Origin of the sequence: Hungatella sp. SB206 (assembly GCF_051132295.1) — a bacterium.
GTDB lineage: Bacteria > Bacillota > Clostridia > Lachnospirales > Lachnospiraceae > Hungatella > Hungatella effluvii.
In genome coordinates, this window is the sequence record NZ_CP096603.1 from 4,308,616 (window position 1) to 4,326,768 (window position 18,153).

The following is an 18,153-nucleotide window of genomic DNA, read 5'->3' on the forward strand; positions in this document are numbered from 1 at the left end:
GGGAATCCGGACAATTTTTAGGTTATTTACTCACCAACCGAAGGTTTCGTTCGCATGGTATGGTTCAGCTTCGCAATGGAGACGTATCCCATTGCCACGGTTTTATCACCGAAACGCATGACACGGTTCTGGCCTTTTTTCATAGGCAGCCATTGGGGAAGGCCGCCGCCGTTGGGATCTCCGGTGCGGATAAAATTGGAAAAGCAGCGCACCATACAGTCTGAAAGTTCGCGGTCCCAGGCCTCAAACGGACGCCAGTTGTTTTCCAGCGTACCGAATTCATACCACAAATCCGCGGAATGCCAGGCGCCCCGGTCATCCCCCGGCAGCTGCCTGTCAAAGAAGAATGCGTAGGAGGGGCATCTTCCCAGGTCAGACTGCAGTCTTGCCCATCCCTTTGCCATCTTATGTACAATCGGAGGAACGATATCCTCACTGGTAGAGCCCATGAGATAAGGGATCTCGTGAGCCCCGCCGTTTCTGACGATTTCCATGGCCGGCTCCGGCAAAAACGCACCGTCCACAATCGGGCCGCAGACCATGGCCACGTCGGGGCGCTCCTTCGACAGCGCGTTAAATACTTCAAAGATTACAGCGGGCTCTGCCTCCCTCATACCCTTTCCGCTCGCTTCGGTCACCCTGCGGTCCAACTCACGCCAGAAGGGTTCCACATCCTTCAAAGACGCGGCGGCGGCAAATCCTTCCGTCACACCGCCACCGCTCATCATTATGGCTCCGCAGATGCTGCCTTTCGTCAGCGGGGAGAGGCAGTGCTGCTGCACGCTCATGGCGCCGGCCGACTGTCCCATCAGGGTGATCCGGTCCGGATTGCCGCCAAACGCGGCGATATTGCGGCGGACCCATGATAAGGCCGCCATCTGGTCGTACATGGCGTAATTGCCGGCGTGCCCCGTTTCAGCCTTCCACTCTTCCATGCAGGCAAATCCAAGTGGTCCCAGCCGGTAGTTGATCGTCACCACAAGGATTCCCTGACGGCAGTAGGCCGCGCCGTCAAAATGTTTCTCATGGCCGCATCCGCCCTTGAATCCGCCTCCGTGAATATATAACAGAACCGGTGCGTTCTCCGGCTCCAGCGGCGTCCAGATGTTTAGGAACAGGCAGTCCTCGCTGTAGGTGTAGGACTCTCCCTCCCGGAATTCATGGTAATAAAATGCCTTTTCCGGCACCTTTTCCTCATCATAGAACGCTCTCGGCTGATAAGAACAGTTTCCGAACCGGTCGGCCTCATAGATGCCGTCCCAGTGCGTCACCTCTTCAGGGTACTGGAAACGTTTCGCATTTGCATAGCGGATTCCTTTATAGACAATGCAGTCTCCCTTTGCGGAGACAGTTCCTCTCACAGTTCCGCACGGTGTCCCGATCAGCTTAGACGATTCGCCGGACTCCGTCTGTATCTCTGATTTCTTCATTTCCTGTTTCATTTCTTTCACAATTTCTTTCTCGATTATCTTTTCTATTTCTTTCCCGATTTCCTTCTCTGTTTCTTTCTCGATTTCGTCCGTCATCTCTTCTGCCCGCCAGCGGCCGGAATCCAGGGATACCGCTCCATAACCTCCTGTTCAAAGGCTTCCAAAGACCTCATTTCCTCTGTAATGGTTCTCATATCCAGGCGCTTTACGATCTCATTGATCAGCATCTCCCCTTCGTCCGCCAGTTCTTTTCTCCTAGCCGCGTCAGGAATCGCAGGCGTACTCATATGATCCTTCGCGTCGCCAAAGCAGTAGCCGATGCTGCCGCTCTGGTAAGCCAGGCTGAACAGATGGTCAAACGGCTTCGTCGTCTGTGGCTCCTGATGGCAGTATCCCGTGGTAAACGGAACATCCTCCAGACGGCCCATCATCTGGTACGCGCCGACTGTGATGGCATGAAAACTGTCCATTGTCTTGAATAAATCCCGCGCACTCTGGAACATCTGCATCGTCAGATCCATATAAAGAATCGGGACGCCAGTCTCATCGAAGAAATCCCGGATCATCGGACAGCAGGTCATATGGGCGGGGCCGTGAAAGCTGACGTAAATCTGGCGCTTGAAGCCCTGACGGAGAAGACTTCTCGCAATCGCTCCCAGATAGTCGATGCCTTCCCGCACGCTGACCTGAGTCGTTCCGCGTCCGATGGCCGTGGCACCGGCGTAGAAATACGGCAGTCCCGTCAGCACCAGCCCGTCGGCCGCCTCTGCCATCCGGAGAGCGAATGCCTCGCTGATTACCGTTTCGCTGTCAAGGGGCAGTCCCCCGTGGAGTTCCACCGTTCCCACCGGAACAATGATGACATCGTTGCGTGTCAGATACGTTTCTGCCTCGTCATTCAGCATCCGGGGCAGAATCCTCGTTCTCATTTCCTCCATCCCTAATCTCCTTTCACCATCTTCTCTTCTGTTTTCTCATCGGTCTTTTCTTCCGCATTTACAGCCAGCTTCCGGCCCAGCCCAAAGATACGTTTTGCATTGCCGCTCACAATGGCCTGACAGGCGGAGATGGAGAGCGCTCCCTCCTCCACCTTCTGATCCAGCCATCCGCCCAGCGGAAATTCCATGTCCACATTTACCATGTCCGTTCCAAACATCAGCCGGTCCTTCCAGGCCTCCAGAAACGCCAGACCGAACGCCTCATCCCGCATCATGGCGCATCCGCCGCTATTGGCCGACAAATCTCCATACAAATTCGGATATTTTTCGAACAGCTGACCCAGCCGGCCGCCGGGCGTCACCGGCCCTTTTCCCCACTCATACCGCTCTTCCCGGGATATCCCCGCGCCGCCCGATATCTCGTGCCAGAATGGCTGGCTGTGGCCAATAAATATCAGCTTTGGGTACTTATTTAAAGCCCGTTCCAGAAGGGGCAGCCCCGGCTCATCCACCACACCGTACTGGAAGCCTTCCTCCGGGCTCATATGGAACAGCACCGGCAGGCCAAGAGCTTCCGCCGCCTGAAATACCGCCTCTAAAAACGGATGATCCAGTCTGTGGTTGACAGCCAGTTCTCCGACACCGACGGCGCCCTCTTCCCGGTACTGCTTTAACCTCTCGTATACCGTCTCTGGTTCCGTCTCATCCAGGCCGCACATCCAGGCATACCGGTCCGGATACTGTTCCGCGATTCTTCTGCACGAAGCGTTGGAGCCGAACATCGCCTGTTTCTCGCCCGACGACATGATGATTCCAAACCCGATTCCAAGCTCATCCAGATGCGGCAGCATTTCCGCACCGCTGGATATCTTCATTCCCAGCCCGTCGGGAATCGGACGTTCACTCAAATGAAGATGAATATCGATCTTTTTTTCCATTCCGCATCTCCTCACTCCTATGCCTGATTCTCGCCCTCATCTCTCCGTTTCTTCAGCACCGCGTACATTTCCGTCGTCTTCTTGTTGGTCAGGTTATATACGAGTCCGATGCCCAGAAGCTCCAGCACGCAGGTCGCTACCGGAATAAAGGTGCAGAGGGAACGAATATGACCGGCGACAGCGGCAGTCTGTGCCTCAATACCGGAAATATAGCCGATCGCGCCCAGTGAGAAGGAAGCGATGGTGGATGCCAGCGTGGAACCGATCTTTCTGGAGAATGTGTAGATGGAGTAAAGGCTTCCGTCGCTGCGCTCTCCGGTCTGGTACTCATGGTAATCGATACAGTCCGTAACAAACGCCCAGATCAGCATGGTAAATGCCGTCTGTCCGCTGGTCGCCAGGGTGTTGATCACCAGGAATAAGTACACGTTCTGAATCGGCATCATAAACAGAATCAGGGAAATCACAAGGTTGTAGCCGGAGCACACTAAAATGACGTTGCGTTTTCCATATTTCTGGCTCAGCTTCGGGATCAGCGGGAAGAATACCAGCATAATCGGAATACTGATTAAGGACACCAGCGTCAGTACCTGCGGCGCATGATAGAATTCTTTGTAAAGGTAACTTCCCAGCTGGCTGTTGCCGGTGATGAACAGAAGGCTTCCTACCGTTGCCAGCATAACGCCCAGCATCGGACGGTTCTTAAATACACTCTTTAACACCTTGCCGTAATTGAACTTCTCGCCTTCCACCTTCGGCTGACGAACGCGCTCTGTGGTAAAATGCAGCAGCAGGCAGTAGCAGATCATGGATAAGATTCCGAATACCACCGCAACCTTGAAGAAACCACTCGGCACGACTTCGCCCGCTTTGTTGAATACGAACTGAGGAACCAGTGAAATGGCTCCGATTCCGACGATTGTGCCGCCGATGGAACGGGCTCTGGAAAGCTTCGTTCTCTCGATCGGGTCATTGGTCACAACAGAGGCCATGGAGCCAAATGGCATGGAAGTTCCGGTATAGCTCATTCCGTATACGATGTAAGCGAATACGACCCAGACGTGTTTCGCCAGGGAACCCCAGCTGCTGACATCAGCAAAACACAGCAGGCCGGATATAGCCAGCGGAATCATTGCAATCTTAATGTAGGGTTTGAATTTGTCCCCACTCTTTCCTATCTGCCATCTGTCCGGAAAGGAACCGATCATCGGATCGTTAAATGCATCCCACAGCCTTGCAAACAGAAACATACTTCCCATCCACGCTGCCTTGATTCCCAGCACATACGTACAGAATGTGAGGAAAAATGCATCGACATACAGGTTCACAAAGCTGCCCGCCATATCACCGCATACATATCCGATCTGGTCTCTGATTCCAAATTTTCGTATCTCTTTCATAAAACCTCTCCTTTTCTCCCCATAAGACTTGAAATTCTTATGTTCATTTGTTATAGTTCTATTATATTGTGTAGTTTTAGCAATTTAAATTGCGCATCTTGCATTATACATTGTAATTCTTGCAAATAAGTTATGAGGTTTTATTTATTTTCAATAATATTCTTTCAACTTTTTATGCATTTTAACCATGGAGGTCCTATGATTAATTTTTGGAAAGAAATACAGATGGAGGATTCCTGTACGGAAATCCGCATTCAGACCAATACAGACAATACCGGCCATGTTTTCCTGCACAGCCATACATTTTATGAGATCCTGCTTTGCAAAAGCGGCAATATCCAGTATCTTTTAGGGGACAAGCGCTTTCGCATCCAACAGGGGGATATTCTGCTCATTCCGCCCGGAGTCAGTCACCAGCCGCTCTTTCCGGAGCCGCTTAAGGAACCGTATTCCCGGTACGTCATCTGGATCAACGCCGCCTACTGGCATCAGCAGTGCGAGGAATTTCCGGATCTGAATTTTGCCTTTGAACAGTGTCAGAAGCGCGGGAGCTATCTTCTGCGCTCCACCCGGGCGACGTGGTCAGGGCTTTTTTCCGCTGCTTCCGCTGCCTTAAAGGAGACGGAGGAGCAGAAGCTGGGCTGGGGATACTGCACCCGGACCGCAGTAATCAGCCTCATGGCCCACATAAGCCGCACCTATTACTATCAGGATCTGCAGATGCCGGCCGCGGAAAAAAGCGTTTTGGTGGATGATTTATTCCGCTACATTGACGAACACTTAAGGGAGAAGATCACGCTGGAAGGGACGGCGAAGCATTTTCTCGTAAGCCCCTCCACCATCTCCCACACCTTTCAGAAGAACATGCAGGTGTCCTTCCATCACTGCGTGATCCAGCGCCGTCTGATCGCGGCCAAAAACGGAATCCTGTCCGGAGTCCCGCTCCAGGAAATATGGGAGAGCTGCGGTTTTCCAGACTATTCTTCCTTCTACCGTTCCTTTAAGAAGGAGTATGGCATATCGCCGCGGGAATTTAAGAATTTCCATCGCCATGATGCGTAGAAGCATTATTGCGAAGATGCGTGCTGAAGCTTACCATTTATTCAGGTAAATAATACTTGACTTTTCCGTACGTCTGTCATATGATTATCCTATCCCATTTCCGCATTCTGCCGGAAGATGGTGATGTTCTGAATATCTCAAACAACATCAGAAAATTATCCCTGAAATCATGAAAAACCGGACTAAAGGCAGGTGATGCGATTTGATAATTTAAGGACGGAACTCTTGAAACTGTCCGTTTATTTACGTATAATAAAAGGAGAAAAAAAAGAAATGGAAGAAATCGCATTTCAGAACAAGGATATTACATCCAAGCTGATGGCAGAAACCTTAAAAGGGAAAAGTCTCGCCGCTTTCGGACTTCCGGAGCTAAAGATTGTGGATATCCTGCCTACGAACCTGCCCGTCATCGAAAGCAATGAATTGAGGCTGGACAATTTATTCCTGTTAAGCGACGGTTCTTTAGCCATCATCGACTATGAATCCTCCTTCAGCAGAGAAAACTTCGTAAAATATCTCAATTACATTGCCAGAGTCATCCGCCGTTTTGCAATTCGCAGGGAACTGAAAGATTTAAAGCAGCTCAAGATGGTTGTCATCTATACGGCCGATGTGGAGCGTGCAGAAGAACGGTATGATTTAGGCGGCCTGATCCTGGTCGTGGAATCCGCCTACTTAATCCATTTAGACGGCAGTCAGATCTACGACCGCCTGAAGAACAAAATCGACGTCGGAGAAAAACTGACGGAAGAAGAATTGATGGAACTGATGATTCTGCCGCTGACCGTAAAAGGAAAAAAGCGCAAGCAGGAAACGATTGAAAAAGCCGTAAATCTCGGTAAACGACTGCCTGACAGGGAGGGCCAGCTGAAGGTAATAGCCGGAATCCTGACCTTTACAGACAAAATCATTGACCGGGTATACGCGAAAAAACTGGAGGAGGAGATGCAGATGACATTAGTCGGACAGATGTTGATGGAGGAAGGGTATCAACGGGGGAAGGAAAAAGGCATCCAGGTCTTTATTCAGGATAATATTTCCGAAAACATCCCGAAACAGCGTATTATTCAAAAGCTGCAGGCCAATTTTTCGTTAATGGAAGAAGAGGCCATAAACTATTACACCATTTTTTCAAAGCAGACACAAAACTAACATACAATCCATAAAAAGAGCCGTTTCATCAATGACTTTTCATCGATGAAACGGCATCTCCGCTCTATTAATCTTCTCTTACACTGCAGTTTGTCCGAACTCCCGTCCGGCCGATCTTACATCAGGCTCTTATACAGCGCAATAATGTCTTCCAGACTCGCATCCTTAGGATTTCCAGGTGCGCATGCATCTGCTACAGCGGACTCAGCCAGGAACTGAATATCCTCTTCCTTAACTATAGCCGTTAAGTCAGCCGGAATTCCAACGTCCTGGGACAGCTTCTTAACTGCCTCAACTGCCGCTTTGCGGTACTCTTCCACGGTCATGGTCTCTGTTCCCTCTACACCCATGGCCTTAGCGATGGCGCGGAACTTCTCACCCGTAGCATCTGCATTGTATTCCATAATGGTCGGAAGCAGGATGGCATTGGCAACACCGTGCGGTGTGTCGTATACGGCGCCCAGGGCGTGAGCCATGGAATGAACGATGCCAAGTCCGCAGTTAGAGAATCCCATACCGGTTAAGTACTGGCCCAGAGCCATGCCTTCACGGCCTTCCGGCTTATTCTCAACCGCATCTCTTAAGCTGGAAGCGATCTTTTCAATCGCCTTTAAGTTGAACATGTCTGTGATCTCATTGGCTCCCTTTGTGGTATAGCCCTCGATCGCATGGGTCAGCGCATCCATACCTGTGGAAGCAGTTAATCCCTTCGGCATGCTGGACATCATCTCCGGATCAACGAAAGCGACAACCGGAATATCGTGTGTATCAACACAGACGAATTTGCGTTTCTTCTCAACGTCGGTAATTACATAGTTGATGGTAACTTCTGCCGCCGTACCCGCTGTCGTCGGAACAGCCAGAATCGGAACACACGGATTCTTGGTCGGAGCCACGCCCTCTAAGCTTCTGACATCGGCAAACTCTGGATTCGTGATGATGATGCCTACGGCCTTGGAGGTATCCATGGAGGAACCGCCGCCGATAGCGATAATATAGTCTGCACCGGATTTCTTAAATGCCTCAACACCGGTCTGTACGTTTTCTATGGTTGGGTTTGGTTTGATGTTGGAATAAACCTCGTAGTCCATTCCATTCTCTTCCAGAATCTTTGTCACCTTCGCTGTTACGCCGAATTTTACCAGATCAGGATCGGATGCAACAAATGCCTTATGGACCCCTCTCTTTGTTACCTCTCCCGGAATTTCATTGATTGCACCTGCACCGTGATACGATGTTTCATTCAAAACGATTCTGTTTGCCATGATAATCTCTCCTTTTCCTATCTTTTATGGGTCTTATGGATACCATTTACTTTCTGTTATTATTTTAACAAAACCAATCAAAAAAATAAAGTTACAATCCCCTTCGTTTGTAACAAATGTTACAAATCCCGCAAACTGTAACTTTATTTCTATACAATATCAATACTTCCTATACCAACAGCCAGGCAACGCCCTCCGATCCACATTATACGAGCCCGGCCTCCTGAAACACAGCTGAAAGCCGCGGCGGCATGGCTTCCACCAGGCTGGCCGCCATCTCTCCCGGGGTCTGCTTCATGCCGCCCAGGACCCATTTCACAGTCATATAGACGGATCCGCGGCAGTACATCTCCAGCAAAAATTGAATCTCCTCCTCCAGAGGCTTATGGGTCTTACGCGTGATCAGTTCCCTATAGAACCCCATAATCAGTTCAAAATCGTGTTCCTTCAGAGAGTTGTAATCATCCGAACGGAAGGCCTCGGTAAAGAACACCTTCTCCTTCTTGATAAATTCAAACTTCTCCTCCAGGCTCTGGCAGACCGTTTTCTCCACGCCGATCCGGGCAAAGGATTCCAGCACCAGCTTATCGAAGTACCAGTTGATCAAGTCATACTTGTCCTTAAAATTCCTGTAAAAGGTCTGACGCGTCATATCACAGCCATCCACGATGTTCTGAACCGTGATTTTATCCACTGGCGTCGTCATCATGCACTGCTTGACAGAGTCTGCCAGCCGGTATTTTGTTTTCTCATTCTTACTTACATAAGCCGTCATTCTATGCTCCTGTATCGTTTATTCACACGAAGGCAGCAGGCCAGACGGGCATGTCCATGTGGCCACTGCCGTGAGTGTCTGACTTCTTTTGTGTGCAGGGTTTTCTTCATCCTACCATAAAACACTGAATTTTTCAAATGGAACAGGGATAACAGCGGCAGTCTACGGAGCGTTGATTGTATTTTCATTGGAAGTCCCTATAATAGAGGAAAAGGAGGTATCACAATGGATCAAACTGTTAAATTTACACCGCTTGACATGCAGACATGGCCGAGAGGGCAGATGTTTTACTATTTCTCGAAAATGGCTCCGACCGGATATTCCCTGACCGTCGATCTCGATGTTACGGCGATGAGAACAGCTCTGAAGCATGCCGGTATCAAGTTCTTCCCGGCTTACTTATGGCTCGTCACCAGGACGCTTCAAATGCAGAAGGAATTCAAATTAGCCGAACTGGACGGGCAGGTTGGCTGCTTCGACACACTCACACCGCTTTACGCGGCCTTTCATGAGGATGATAAGACCTTTTCCTTTATGTGGACGGAGTACACAGATGATTTCATAGCGTTTTATCAGTCCTACCTGGACAACCAGAGGAGGTACGGCGGCAGTCACGGCGTCCTGGCTCAAGCCGGGCAGACACCTCCCGCCAATGCCTATACCATTTCCTGTGTTCCCTGGGTGTCATTTAAGCATTTTTCGGTTCACTCCTATGAGAATAAGCCGTACTATCTTCCGTCCGTTGAGGCAGGAAGATTCTATGAAAAAGACGGCAGAATTATGATGCCTCTCTCCATTACCTGCCATCACGCGGCGACTGACGGATACCATATCAATCGCTTTCTGGAAACCCTGCAGTCCGAAGCGGAGGCATTTGCAGAGGATGTTCCTCATTTCCGCCTTCTCTGAAGCCATTTCGTCCCTTCCACAAACGGAACAATGCAGAAGGCCAGTCCGATTGCCACCGCATACTCGGTCAGGGAAATGTGTTCAAATTCAAACGCATCGGACAGGAACGGGACGTAGATGACCACGGTCGTGCACAGAAAGGAAGCCGCCATGGACAGCCACAGCCACGGATTATGATGTTTTAACGTAAATACCGACTGATTCAGAGACCGCATGTTGAAGGAGTGAAATATCTCCGTCATGGACAGAGTCAGAAACGCCATGGTCATGCCATCCGCACTGTTCGTAATCTCCCACACGCCCGCCTCCAGATAATGGCCGATCAGATACGAAGCCAGGGTGATTACGGTCACCGCAATTCCCTGAACCACCACATTCAGTCCGACCCCGCCTGAGAAAATCCCTTCCTTCGGGCTGCGGGGCGGCCGGTTCATAACGTCCTTTTCCGGCTCCTCCATGCCCAGCGCCAGCGCCGGGAAGCAGTCGGTAATCAGATTGATCCAGAGGAGGTGGACCGGCTTCAGGATGACAAAGCCGAGAAGCGTCGCAAAAAAGATGGACAGCACCTCTGATAAATTGGATGACAGGAGAAACTGTATGGACTTTCGAATGTTATCGTATATTCTCCGCCCCTCTCCCACCGCGGAGACAATCGTGGCAAAATTATCGTCCGCCAGCACCATATCCGCCACATTCTTCGTCACATCGGTTCCGGTAATTCCCATTCCCACACCGATATCGGCATTCTTGATGGAAGGCGCGTCGTTAACTCCGTCTCCCGTCATGGCGGTAATACAGCCTTTCTCTCTCCACCCATTTACGATTCTCACCTTGTGCTCCGGCTGGACCCTGGCGTAAACGGAATACTTTTCAATCTCATTGCCGAAGTCCTCATCAGATATCTCGTCGAGACCAGCGCCTGTGATGGCCTGTTCCGGTGATATGATGATGCCAAGCTGCATGGCGATGGCCACCGCCGTGTCTTTATGATCGCCGGTAATCATAATAGGACGGATTCCGGCTCTGCGGCACTCTTCGATGGCAGGCAGCACCTCGGGGCGCACCGGGTCGATCATCCCGGTGAGACCGAGGAAACAGAGCTTCTGCTCCAGCTCTCCGGCCTCCCATCCGTCGGGGCGGGCCGTGTACTCTCTCGCAGCCGCCGCAAGGACACGGAGAGCCCGGTCGGCCAGCGATTTATTGGCGAGGAGAATTCTTTCCCTGTCCTCCTCACGCAGCGGAACGGCCTTTCCATCCGACAGTATGTGAGTACAGCGTTTCAGAACCTCATCCGGAGCGCCTTTCGTGAACTGAATAACGGTTCCATCCGCCTTTACGTGTACGGTCGACATCATCTTCCGCATGGAATCGAAGGGTGCCTCACCGATCCGCACATACTCCTGTTTTAAGAGGTTCTGGTTAAGTCCTACGGACCATGCGTAGGCTGCGAGAGCCGCCTCGGTGGGTTCTCCCTCCGCCTCATTCTTATCGTTTAAATGGGCGTCGTTGCAGAGTGCCATAGCCGCCGCCAGTGCCGTCTCGTCGGATCCGGTGTGTTCTACGACGGTCATCCGGTTCTGCGTCAGCGTTCCCGTTTTGTCGGAACAGATGATCTGGGTGCACCCAAGAGTCTCCACGGCCGTCAGCTTCCGGATGATAGCATGTTTCCTGGACATGTTGGTGACGCCGATGGAGAGCACGATGGTGACAACGGCCGCCAGTCCTTCCGGTATGGCTGCCACCGCCAGGCTCACGGCGATCATAAACGTATCCATGACCGTATGCCCGGAAATGGCCGGATAGGCGCGCAGTAAGCTGACTGCAAATATAATCACGCAGATGGCGAGCACCAGCACGCTGAGAATTCGGCTCAGCTGGGAAAGCTTTCCCTGAAGCGGCGTCTCATTATCCTTTGCCTGAGTCAGGGCATCCGCGATCTTCCCCATCTCCGTATCCATGCCGGTGCCTGTCACGACCGCGGCTCCGCGGCCATATACGACCGTGCTTCCCATGTAGACCATGTTCTTCCTGTCGCCCAGTGGAATGTCCTTCGTCCCCTCCTCCAGGAAAAGAACGCGTTCCGTCTTGAGAACCGGCACCGACTCCCCGGTCAGGGCGGCTTCTTCCACCTTCATGCTGGCGCATTCCAGAAGCCTGCCGTCTGCCGGCACCGCATCTCCGGCCTCCAGGACGATGATATCGCCGCGCACAAGCTCCTCGCTCCGGATCGTCTGCTGCTTACCGTCCCGCATTACTTTGGAAGTGGCCGCCGCAATCTCCTGCAGGGCAGCTATGGCTTTCTCAGCCTTGCTCTCCTGCGCCACTCCCAGCACCGCATTGATGAGAACGACGATCATAATAATGATCACATCCGCAAACGATTCTCCCGCATAGACCGCCGTCATTCCAGAGACCACTGCTGCCGCAATCAGAATGATGATCATCGGATCGGCCAGCTGACTCAAAAAACGCCTCCAAAGCGGAACCGGCTTCGCCTCCTCCAGCTTATTCTTTCCATCTGCCATAAGTCTGCCGGCCGCTTCCTCTCCACTCAGGCCTGTCCGTTTCGTATTCAGTTTTTTCAGAACTTCCTCCGAAGTATCCAAATATCCCTTCATCACAGCACCTCCTGCCATTCATCCGGTTGTAATAGGGAATCCGCTCCGCTGTTAATCCAGACCTCGCTCGCCCTCGATATCTTCTTTAATAAACATAATACAGAAGCAGACAAACAGAAAACCACAGGATATCCAGATCGTCCGCTCCTCAAACAGGGAAGTCATGAAGCTTCCAAGCGCTGCGCCGATACCAAAGACGAGAATTACGCCGTAATACCGGAGACATTTTTCCAGACAGCCCTTTTCCTTCGTATGGCGGTAGCGGTACAGCATCTCCGTCGCGCTCCGCAGATTGCCGATGCACATCGTGCTGGCATAGGCGCTTCCCTTCATCTTCCGGAACGCCTCCACCTGCATGGCGCAGACAAAGGACACCAGAATATTGGCCGCCATGTTCATGGACTGCGGGAGAAATCCCACCACAAACAGGAGCAGTATCTCCAGCACCACCACGATCTGGCGCCAGTGCAGCTTCCCGTACTCCCGGTAGATACCGCGTATGACCTCCGATATGTAGATTCCGCCCGCAAAGGCCAGCACCGGCACCAGGTACCGGAAGGCATCCGTAAAGTCTCCGTTCATCGCATTGTGTCCCAGTAAAATGATATTCCCCGTCTGGGCGTTGGCAAAAACCTTCCCGCGGGTGTAATACGTATAAGCATCCTGAAATCCACCGGACAGAGTCAGAAAGATACCGGTCGACATCGCTTCCGACATTTGACCATGTCGTTTCATCCAGACATCACCATCCCTTCGACCTATACTATAGCACAAAGGAACCGGTCATGTCAAAAAAACCGTACTATTTTGATGATTGGTCATGAAATTCGTAGATTTCCAAAGCCCCCGGCTATATGCTTATATACAGATCCATCGGAAGCAATGGCATATACATCAAAGGAGGAACGATTCATGTCCAGGCAATTGTTACCAAAGGCGGTGCTCTCCGCAAAAGACCAGCATTTCCGGGAATTTGCCCTCCACGACAACATGTGGAAGGTCGTTCTCTACGTCGGAACGCCGCTGGCCCTGTACCAGAGTTTAAATCAGCTCTTTAAAATCTTTGACTCTATGATGGCGGCCCATATCAGCGCCGGCTCCGTGTCCGCCGTGGCCTATTTATCCCAGATCAGCCTGATGCTGTCAGCCCTGGGAGGCGGCCTCGCCATGGGGTCCAGTCTGAAAATAAGCGAAGCCTACGGTGCCGGTGATTTCGATCTGGTAAAGAAACGGGTCAGCACGCTGTTCGCCATGTGCGCGGTCTTAGGCGCCGTCATTCTGGCTCTGCTGGTTCCCTTCACGCCGTGGTTTCTAAGGCTTGCCCGGACGCCGGATGCCTTTATCTCGGAAGGGACTCTGTACTTTCGGCTGGAGCTCTTTGGCATGGTCATCAGCTTCTTTAACAACATTTATATCGCCATTGAGCGGGCCCGTGGAAATTCCGGCAGAATTCTCCGCCTGAATATGGCCGTTATCGCCATTAAGATGTCCTCTACCGCCCTGTTCGTCTATGGATTTCAGTGCGGAATCAGCATGATTTCCACGGCTACAATCCTTTCCCAGCTGTTTTTGCTGGCTGCGGCTGTGCGAAACATGAATCAAAAGGACAACGCATTCGGCTTTTCCATGACAGCGGTCTCCTTAAAGCCCGCTGTCACATTTCCCATGATCGGACTCTCCATTCCGGTCATTGCAGAGAAGATGGCCTTCTCCTTCGGCAAGGTTATCATCAATTCCATGAGTACGATCTACAGCGCGCTGACCGTGGGAGCGCTGGGAATCTCCAACAACATCGGCGGCATCACCACCATGCCCCAGAATGGCTTCCAGGAAGGCGGATCGGCCATTATCAGCCAGAGTGTGGGCGCAGGAAAGCCCCGCCGCGCGCTGAAGGCCTTTGGATGCGTTCTCGCTGTCAACCTGGTGATCGGTATCGTGCTCATGTCCTGCTCGCTGTATTTTCTGGATACGCTCAGCCATCTCTTTGCCGGCAATGATCCGTCGTTTCAAAAGATGATTATCTCCATCTACCGCTTCGAGGCGCTGGGGGCGATTCCGCTGGGCGTCACCGCGTCCGTCATGGCCCTGTTGTATGGCTTCGGAAAGACGAAACTGACGCTGGCCATCAACTTCTGCCGCGTCTTCGTCTTCCGGGTTCCCGTGCTCTGGTTTCTGCAGAGTTTTACTTCCATGGGAAGCTTAAGCGTCGGGGTCGTCATGGCCGTCAGCAACATTGCCACCGGCGTCTTCGCCTTAATCATCGGTGTGTATGAGATTGTGCGTATCTGCCGCCGTTACGAAATCCCGCTGTCTGCCCCATTTCCTTTCTCCGGTTTTCAGAAAGCCTGGGGGAAATCTTAAGCAAATCGTAATGGCCTTTTTTTCAAAATACGGTATACTGGAGGTAACGGCGGAGGAATCCGCCTCCTGCCGACAGATACAAAGGAGAACGCATATGGGATTATTTAAAAAGAAAAGAGAAGCGAAAGAAGAGCTGAAGCAAAACCTTGAGGAAAAAGCAGAATTTCAGAACCTTTATCAGATCTACCTTCTGTTTGAAGAAAAACCGGTCAAGCCGGAGGCCGGGATCATACGCACGGCTCTGGAAGAAACCTTCGGCGCGATCGACATCGTGTCCCCTTCACCGGCTCTGACCTCTTTTGCCGTTAAAAAATATCTGGCACAGTTTAAAGACGGCGCCCTGCCGCCCCAGGTCGTCATGGGGGACGTTCAGGAATTCAAGCAGGACTCCATTGACGCATTTTCCCGGAGCCAGCTCTGGGATGTGGCCGACGGAGACGCTCTTTTGGAGCGGTGCCGGTATGAGATTTTTCTTTTTGACATGATGGCTGCCGTGTTGGAATACAAGGAGCGCTGTGAGATGATGATGGACTGGATGGAGACGGCGGTCAGACTGTTTCCTGACTGCACTGCGGTCTGGATCAAGCCGGCCGGGAAGCTGTTTACCGCAGATCAGATCAGGGAACACAAAATACCGCGTGAAGACCGTTTCATATACTTTGGCGTCAACGCCCGCCTTTTCAACATCTCCGGCAGCGACGACAAGGTTGTGGATACCCTGGGGCTCTATGCAATCGGACTCCCTGACGTCCAGTACCATTTCCGGGGTCTGGAGCCGCAGGCCGTCGTAAACCATGCATACAATGTGGCCTCCTATCTCTACGCGGCCGACGCGCCGGTCAAGTCCGGCGAGACCATCGACGGAATCGCAGACGGCCGGATGAGCCGGGAGGTCCAGTGGAGATGCCAGTACGAGGACGCTTTAATCCAGCCAGTCCGGGTCGTCATGGACATCTGTCCCGGGGAATACGCGGCGGGGCATAGGGAATAAGCGGTTGTGACCATAAAAAAGGAAGATACAGCTTCAGGGACTCCTGACTCTGCATCTTCCTCTTTTTATTATCCGGTTTTCTTATATTATCTCTTATACTATCTCTAACATCATCTCTTATACCGCTCTCTTATCCGAAGACCCCTCTCACTCAAAGTCCTTATACAAGAGACTGGCCTGAATCCCGCTGTTATTCTGATACTTTCCACTGCTGTAGAGATCGTATTCCCCATCAATATCGTGGTAATAGATCTGGCAGATCTCCACATTCGGATATATTCTGACCGGCTGCACACAGAAAATCTCCAGCGTCCAGTACCCGGCGAAGCCGATATCTCCAAAGCCCGCGGTCACATGGATAAAGAGTCCCAGCCTGCCCGTGGAAGAACGGCCCTCCAGCATGGGGACGTACCGATCCGTCCTCGTAAACTCGTTGGTCCTTCCCAGATACAGCCTGTTTGGTTCCAGAAGAAGCCCTTCCTCCGGAATCACGATCCGCTTAGTCGGATTGGGCTTTTTCATATCCAGCTCATCCTGCTCGTAAACCAGAAGTTCATCCGCCAGAGACAGGTTATAGCTGTTAGGATTAATTCTCTTTTCATCAAATGGAGTAATGATGATCTCTTTCCCCATGTGCTTTAATATTTCTTTTCCCGAAAGAATCATGATTTATCCCTCTCAACCCAGATAGTCGCCCAGCTCCGCCTCATTCTTCTTCCCATAATGCTTCATCAGATCCCGCTTTTCTGCGGAACTTAAGCTGTTCCAGAGCTTCTGAACCCTCGGGTCCTTAAAACCGATGTAGGGAACGCCGTTTTTCTCACATTCATAGGATGACAAATAATGATTCAGCGCACTCCACTCCACGAAAAAACTGTTAATTTTTGTGCTAAACCTCTTTACCTTCGCCATAAAGGTATTCCTCCCCTTCGGACAACCGTCCTGATACTTTACACCTGTTTATGCCTTGCCGATTCCATTGCTTTAAGTATATCACAGAGACCGCCGGCAGGCAAACAGGGATTTGGGAACCTTAAGTATTTTTACAGAAAATTAATAAATTCCTCCCGCGCAGCCGCCATGCGCGCCTCAAACTGCTGATAGAAATCCAACTCCTTCTGAAACGGAATCAGATAGAAAAACTTAAGCACCCCCATAGCAGTCCGTTTCCTCGCATCTTCCCCACCGGTCGGTTCTGATCCCTCTTCCTCTTTCTTCTCCGGTTTTTGCTCCGTTTTCTGCTCCAGCCTTTCTTCCAGCTCCTTAAGGAAGTAATGCCACTCCACAATATAGCTCTCATAACGGCCCATATCCGGAGTATCCATCCACTTGCGGATCTTGACCTTCGTCTTCTGCTCTTTCCGGCATTCGTGAATCTGGTTAAAATACCGGAAGCCGTGGTCCTCATAGATTCGTCCAAGCGGAAACATCCGGCAGATTCCCGGTCTGAAGGGATGAATCCGGCAGCGCCCCTCCTCGTTTAAAAAGGCGCAGGCCTCCCCCTCTCCGGACATCTTAAGGTTCGGCAGAATCATGCCATCCACCAGATTCAGCTCCACTGCCTCCGCCAGCAGCCCCTCAAAGGACAGGCCAAGGCCCGTCTCCAGCCGAAAGACGTCATAGGGATCTAAAACAATGGAACTTCCCATGCCCCGGCAGCAGGCGGAACAGCCGCGGCAGTCGTCACAGCCCACCTTCACCATGTCGCCGCTGCCATACAGTTTCCCATCTGATATCTCTTCCAGGCTGATGTCCCGTTTCATCGGCCGTATCCCCCCTTTACCTATCCATTTCCGCAAACAGCTCCGGGCAGCCCGGCTCGTGAATCTGCAGCACGCGCTGATTGCTGCTGCCCCGGAATTTCAGTTTGAGATCGTACAGCTCCTGGTCGAATTCGCCATCCACCAGGATATCAATGCACGCAAGAAATTCGGGCGTCACCTCGCAGTGTGCCCGTCCCTCCGGCGCCAATAGATCCGTCTCGTACGTATAACCGGTGTAGCACCAGATCGTCTTCTCCGGATACAGCTCCTTAAACCGGAGGACCAAAGGCAGAAGCACCCGCTGGTTCTGCGGCTCCATCGGCTCTCCGCCCAGCAGGGACAGACCGGATATATAGCTTTTTCCACAGGAATCGAGGATCTCCTGTACCGTCTCGTCCGTGAACTCATTTCCATAATTAAAATCCCATGCGATCTCATTAAAACAGCCCCGGCACCGGTGAGTGCAGCCGGACACAAAAAGGCTCGTCCGCACTCCGGTGCCGTTGGCAACATCGCAATGTTTGATATCGGCGTATTTCATGATATTATCG

At 51.6% G+C, this 18,153-nt stretch carries 17 protein-coding genes; 5 read left to right on the forward strand and 12 right to left on the reverse strand.

Features of this window, described 5'->3' with window-relative positions:
* Positions 1–26: 26 nt before the first annotated feature.
* The 4 genes from M1L66_RS18970 to M1L66_RS18985 are packed head-to-tail and all read right to left on the reverse strand — an operon-like array spanning position 27 to position 4,706.
* A complete protein-coding gene (locus tag M1L66_RS18970; RefSeq protein ID WP_187019348.1) occupies positions 27–1,526 on the reverse strand; it encodes a carboxylesterase family protein in 1,500 nt (499 codons plus the stop codon).
* The gene (locus M1L66_RS18975; protein WP_029466436.1) at positions 1,523–2,359 is read right to left on the reverse strand and encodes a creatininase family protein; all 837 of its coding nucleotides are present in this window, start codon (positions 2,357–2,359) and stop codon (positions 1,523–1,525) included. The genes M1L66_RS18970 and M1L66_RS18975 overlap by 4 nt, the downstream gene beginning before the upstream one ends.
* Positions 2,360–2,370: 11 nt before the next feature.
* Positions 2,371–3,306 (reverse strand): amidohydrolase family protein, encoded by a 936-nt coding sequence (locus M1L66_RS18980; protein WP_187019346.1) that lies wholly within the window; start codon positions 3,304–3,306, stop codon positions 2,371–2,373.
* A gap of 17 nt (positions 3,307–3,323) precedes the next feature.
* On the reverse strand, positions 3,324–4,706 hold the full coding sequence (locus tag M1L66_RS18985; RefSeq protein WP_187019344.1) for an MFS transporter: 1,383 nt from the start codon (positions 4,704–4,706) through the stop codon (positions 3,324–3,326).
* Between the two features lie 198 nt (positions 4,707–4,904).
* Between M1L66_RS18985 and M1L66_RS18990 the strand changes: the two genes are divergently transcribed.
* Positions 4,905–5,768, forward strand: a complete 864-nt coding sequence (locus M1L66_RS18990; protein WP_187019342.1) for an AraC family transcriptional regulator — start codon at positions 4,905–4,907, stop codon at positions 5,766–5,768.
* Positions 5,769–6,041: 273 nt separating this feature from the next.
* Positions 6,042–6,920: a hypothetical protein gene (locus tag M1L66_RS18995; protein WP_434687649.1), complete on the forward strand. Its 879-nt coding sequence runs from the start codon at positions 6,042–6,044 to the stop codon at positions 6,918–6,920.
* A gap of 116 nt (positions 6,921–7,036) precedes the next feature.
* Here the strand turns inward: M1L66_RS18995 and fucO are convergent, their stop codons facing one another.
* A complete protein-coding gene (gene fucO, locus M1L66_RS19000) occupies positions 7,037–8,185 on the reverse strand; it encodes a lactaldehyde reductase (protein WP_434687651.1) in 1,149 nt (382 codons plus the stop codon).
* Between the two features lie 205 nt (positions 8,186–8,390).
* Positions 8,391–8,960 (reverse strand): TetR/AcrR family transcriptional regulator C-terminal domain-containing protein, encoded by a 570-nt coding sequence (locus M1L66_RS19005; RefSeq protein WP_187019339.1) that lies wholly within the window; start codon positions 8,958–8,960, stop codon positions 8,391–8,393.
* A gap of 225 nt (positions 8,961–9,185) precedes the next feature.
* Between M1L66_RS19005 and M1L66_RS19010 the strand changes: the two genes are divergently transcribed.
* Entirely contained in the window at positions 9,186–9,869 is a 684-nt protein-coding gene (locus M1L66_RS19010; RefSeq protein WP_434687654.1) for a CatA-like O-acetyltransferase, read from the forward strand.
* Here M1L66_RS19010 and M1L66_RS19015 read toward each other — a convergent pair.
* Entirely contained in the window at positions 9,851–12,487 is a 2,637-nt protein-coding gene (locus M1L66_RS19015) for a cation-translocating P-type ATPase (protein WP_434687656.1), read from the reverse strand. The two genes, M1L66_RS19010 and M1L66_RS19015, sit on opposite strands and share 19 nt — an antisense overlap.
* A gap of 51 nt (positions 12,488–12,538) precedes the next feature.
* Positions 12,539–13,222, reverse strand: coding sequence for a YoaK family protein (locus M1L66_RS19020; protein ID WP_038257988.1), 684 nt, complete (start codon positions 13,220–13,222; stop codon positions 12,539–12,541).
* A 177-nt stretch (positions 13,223–13,399) separates the two neighbouring features.
* Here M1L66_RS19020 and M1L66_RS19025 point away from each other — a divergent pair, with 177 nt between their 5' ends.
* Both M1L66_RS19025 and M1L66_RS19030 read left to right on the forward strand, forming a co-directional pair.
* Positions 13,400–14,848 carry an MATE family efflux transporter gene (locus M1L66_RS19025; protein ID WP_187019334.1) on the forward strand — a complete coding sequence of 483 codons (1,449 nt, stop codon included), beginning with the start codon at positions 13,400–13,402 and terminating at the stop codon, positions 14,846–14,848.
* A 94-nt stretch (positions 14,849–14,942) separates the two neighbouring features.
* Positions 14,943–15,839 (forward strand): DUF4261 domain-containing protein, encoded by an 897-nt coding sequence (locus M1L66_RS19030; RefSeq protein WP_187019332.1) that lies wholly within the window; start codon positions 14,943–14,945, stop codon positions 15,837–15,839.
* Between the two features lie 147 nt (positions 15,840–15,986).
* Here M1L66_RS19030 and dcd read toward each other — a convergent pair whose 3' ends face one another.
* The 4 genes from dcd to nrdG form a co-directional block, all read right to left on the reverse strand.
* Complete coding sequence (gene dcd, locus M1L66_RS19035; protein ID WP_187019330.1) at positions 15,987–16,505, reverse strand: dCTP deaminase; 519 nt, start codon at positions 16,503–16,505, stop codon at positions 15,987–15,989.
* Positions 16,506–16,517: 12 nt separating this feature from the next.
* Positions 16,518–16,751, reverse strand: a complete 234-nt coding sequence (locus M1L66_RS19040) for a hypothetical protein (RefSeq protein WP_002603638.1) — start codon at positions 16,749–16,751, stop codon at positions 16,518–16,520.
* A gap of 131 nt (positions 16,752–16,882) precedes the next feature.
* Complete coding sequence (locus M1L66_RS19045) at positions 16,883–17,602, reverse strand: YkgJ family cysteine cluster protein (protein ID WP_434687659.1); 720 nt, start codon at positions 17,600–17,602, stop codon at positions 16,883–16,885.
* 16 nt (positions 17,603–17,618) lie between these two features.
* Positions 17,619–18,143 carry an anaerobic ribonucleoside-triphosphate reductase activating protein gene (gene nrdG, locus M1L66_RS19050; protein ID WP_187019326.1) on the reverse strand — a complete coding sequence of 175 codons (525 nt, stop codon included), beginning with the start codon at positions 18,141–18,143 and terminating at the stop codon, positions 17,619–17,621.
* Positions 18,144–18,153 lie beyond the last annotated feature (10 nt).

Bases quoted from the DNA above. Each gene is read 5' to 3' on its own strand.
- M1L66_RS19005 (WP_187019339.1), bottom strand. From the start codon at position 8,960: ATGACGGCTTATGTAAGTAAGAATGAGAAAACAAAATACCGGCTGGCA.
- M1L66_RS18985 (WP_187019344.1), bottom strand. From the start codon at position 4,706: ATGAAAGAGATACGAAAATTTGGAATCAGAGACCAGATCGGATATGTA.
- dcd (WP_187019330.1), bottom strand. From the start codon at position 16,505: ATGATTCTTTCGGGAAAAGAAATATTAAAGCACATGGGGAAAGAGATC.
- M1L66_RS19020 (WP_038257988.1), bottom strand. From the start codon at position 13,222: ATGAAACGACATGGTCAAATGTCGGAAGCGATGTCGACCGGTATCTTT.
- M1L66_RS18975 (WP_029466436.1), bottom strand. From the start codon at position 2,359: ATGAGAACGAGGATTCTGCCCCGGATGCTGAATGACGAGGCAGAAACG.
- fucO (WP_434687651.1), bottom strand. From the start codon at position 8,185: ATGGCAAACAGAATCGTTTTGAATGAAACATCGTATCACGGTGCAGGT.
- M1L66_RS18995 (WP_434687649.1), top strand. From the start codon at position 6,042: ATGGAAGAAATCGCATTTCAGAACAAGGATATTACATCCAAGCTGATG.
- nrdG (WP_187019326.1), bottom strand. From the start codon at position 18,143: ATGAAATACGCCGATATCAAACATTGCGATGTTGCCAACGGCACCGGA.
- M1L66_RS19025 (WP_187019334.1), top strand. From the start codon at position 13,400: ATGTCCAGGCAATTGTTACCAAAGGCGGTGCTCTCCGCAAAAGACCAG.
- M1L66_RS19030 (WP_187019332.1), top strand. From the start codon at position 14,943: ATGGGATTATTTAAAAAGAAAAGAGAAGCGAAAGAAGAGCTGAAGCAA.
- M1L66_RS18990 (WP_187019342.1), top strand. From the start codon at position 4,905: ATGATTAATTTTTGGAAAGAAATACAGATGGAGGATTCCTGTACGGAA.
- M1L66_RS19015 (WP_434687656.1), bottom strand. From the start codon at position 12,487: ATGAAGGGATATTTGGATACTTCGGAGGAAGTTCTGAAAAAACTGAAT.
- M1L66_RS18970 (WP_187019348.1), bottom strand. From the start codon at position 1,526: ATGACGGACGAAATCGAGAAAGAAACAGAGAAGGAAATCGGGAAAGAA.
- M1L66_RS19040 (WP_002603638.1), bottom strand. From the start codon at position 16,751: ATGGCGAAGGTAAAGAGGTTTAGCACAAAAATTAACAGTTTTTTCGTG.
- M1L66_RS19010 (WP_434687654.1), top strand. From the start codon at position 9,186: ATGGATCAAACTGTTAAATTTACACCGCTTGACATGCAGACATGGCCG.
- M1L66_RS18980 (WP_187019346.1), bottom strand. From the start codon at position 3,306: ATGGAAAAAAAGATCGATATTCATCTTCATTTGAGTGAACGTCCGATT.
- M1L66_RS19045 (WP_434687659.1), bottom strand. From the start codon at position 17,602: ATGAAACGGGACATCAGCCTGGAAGAGATATCAGATGGGAAACTGTAT.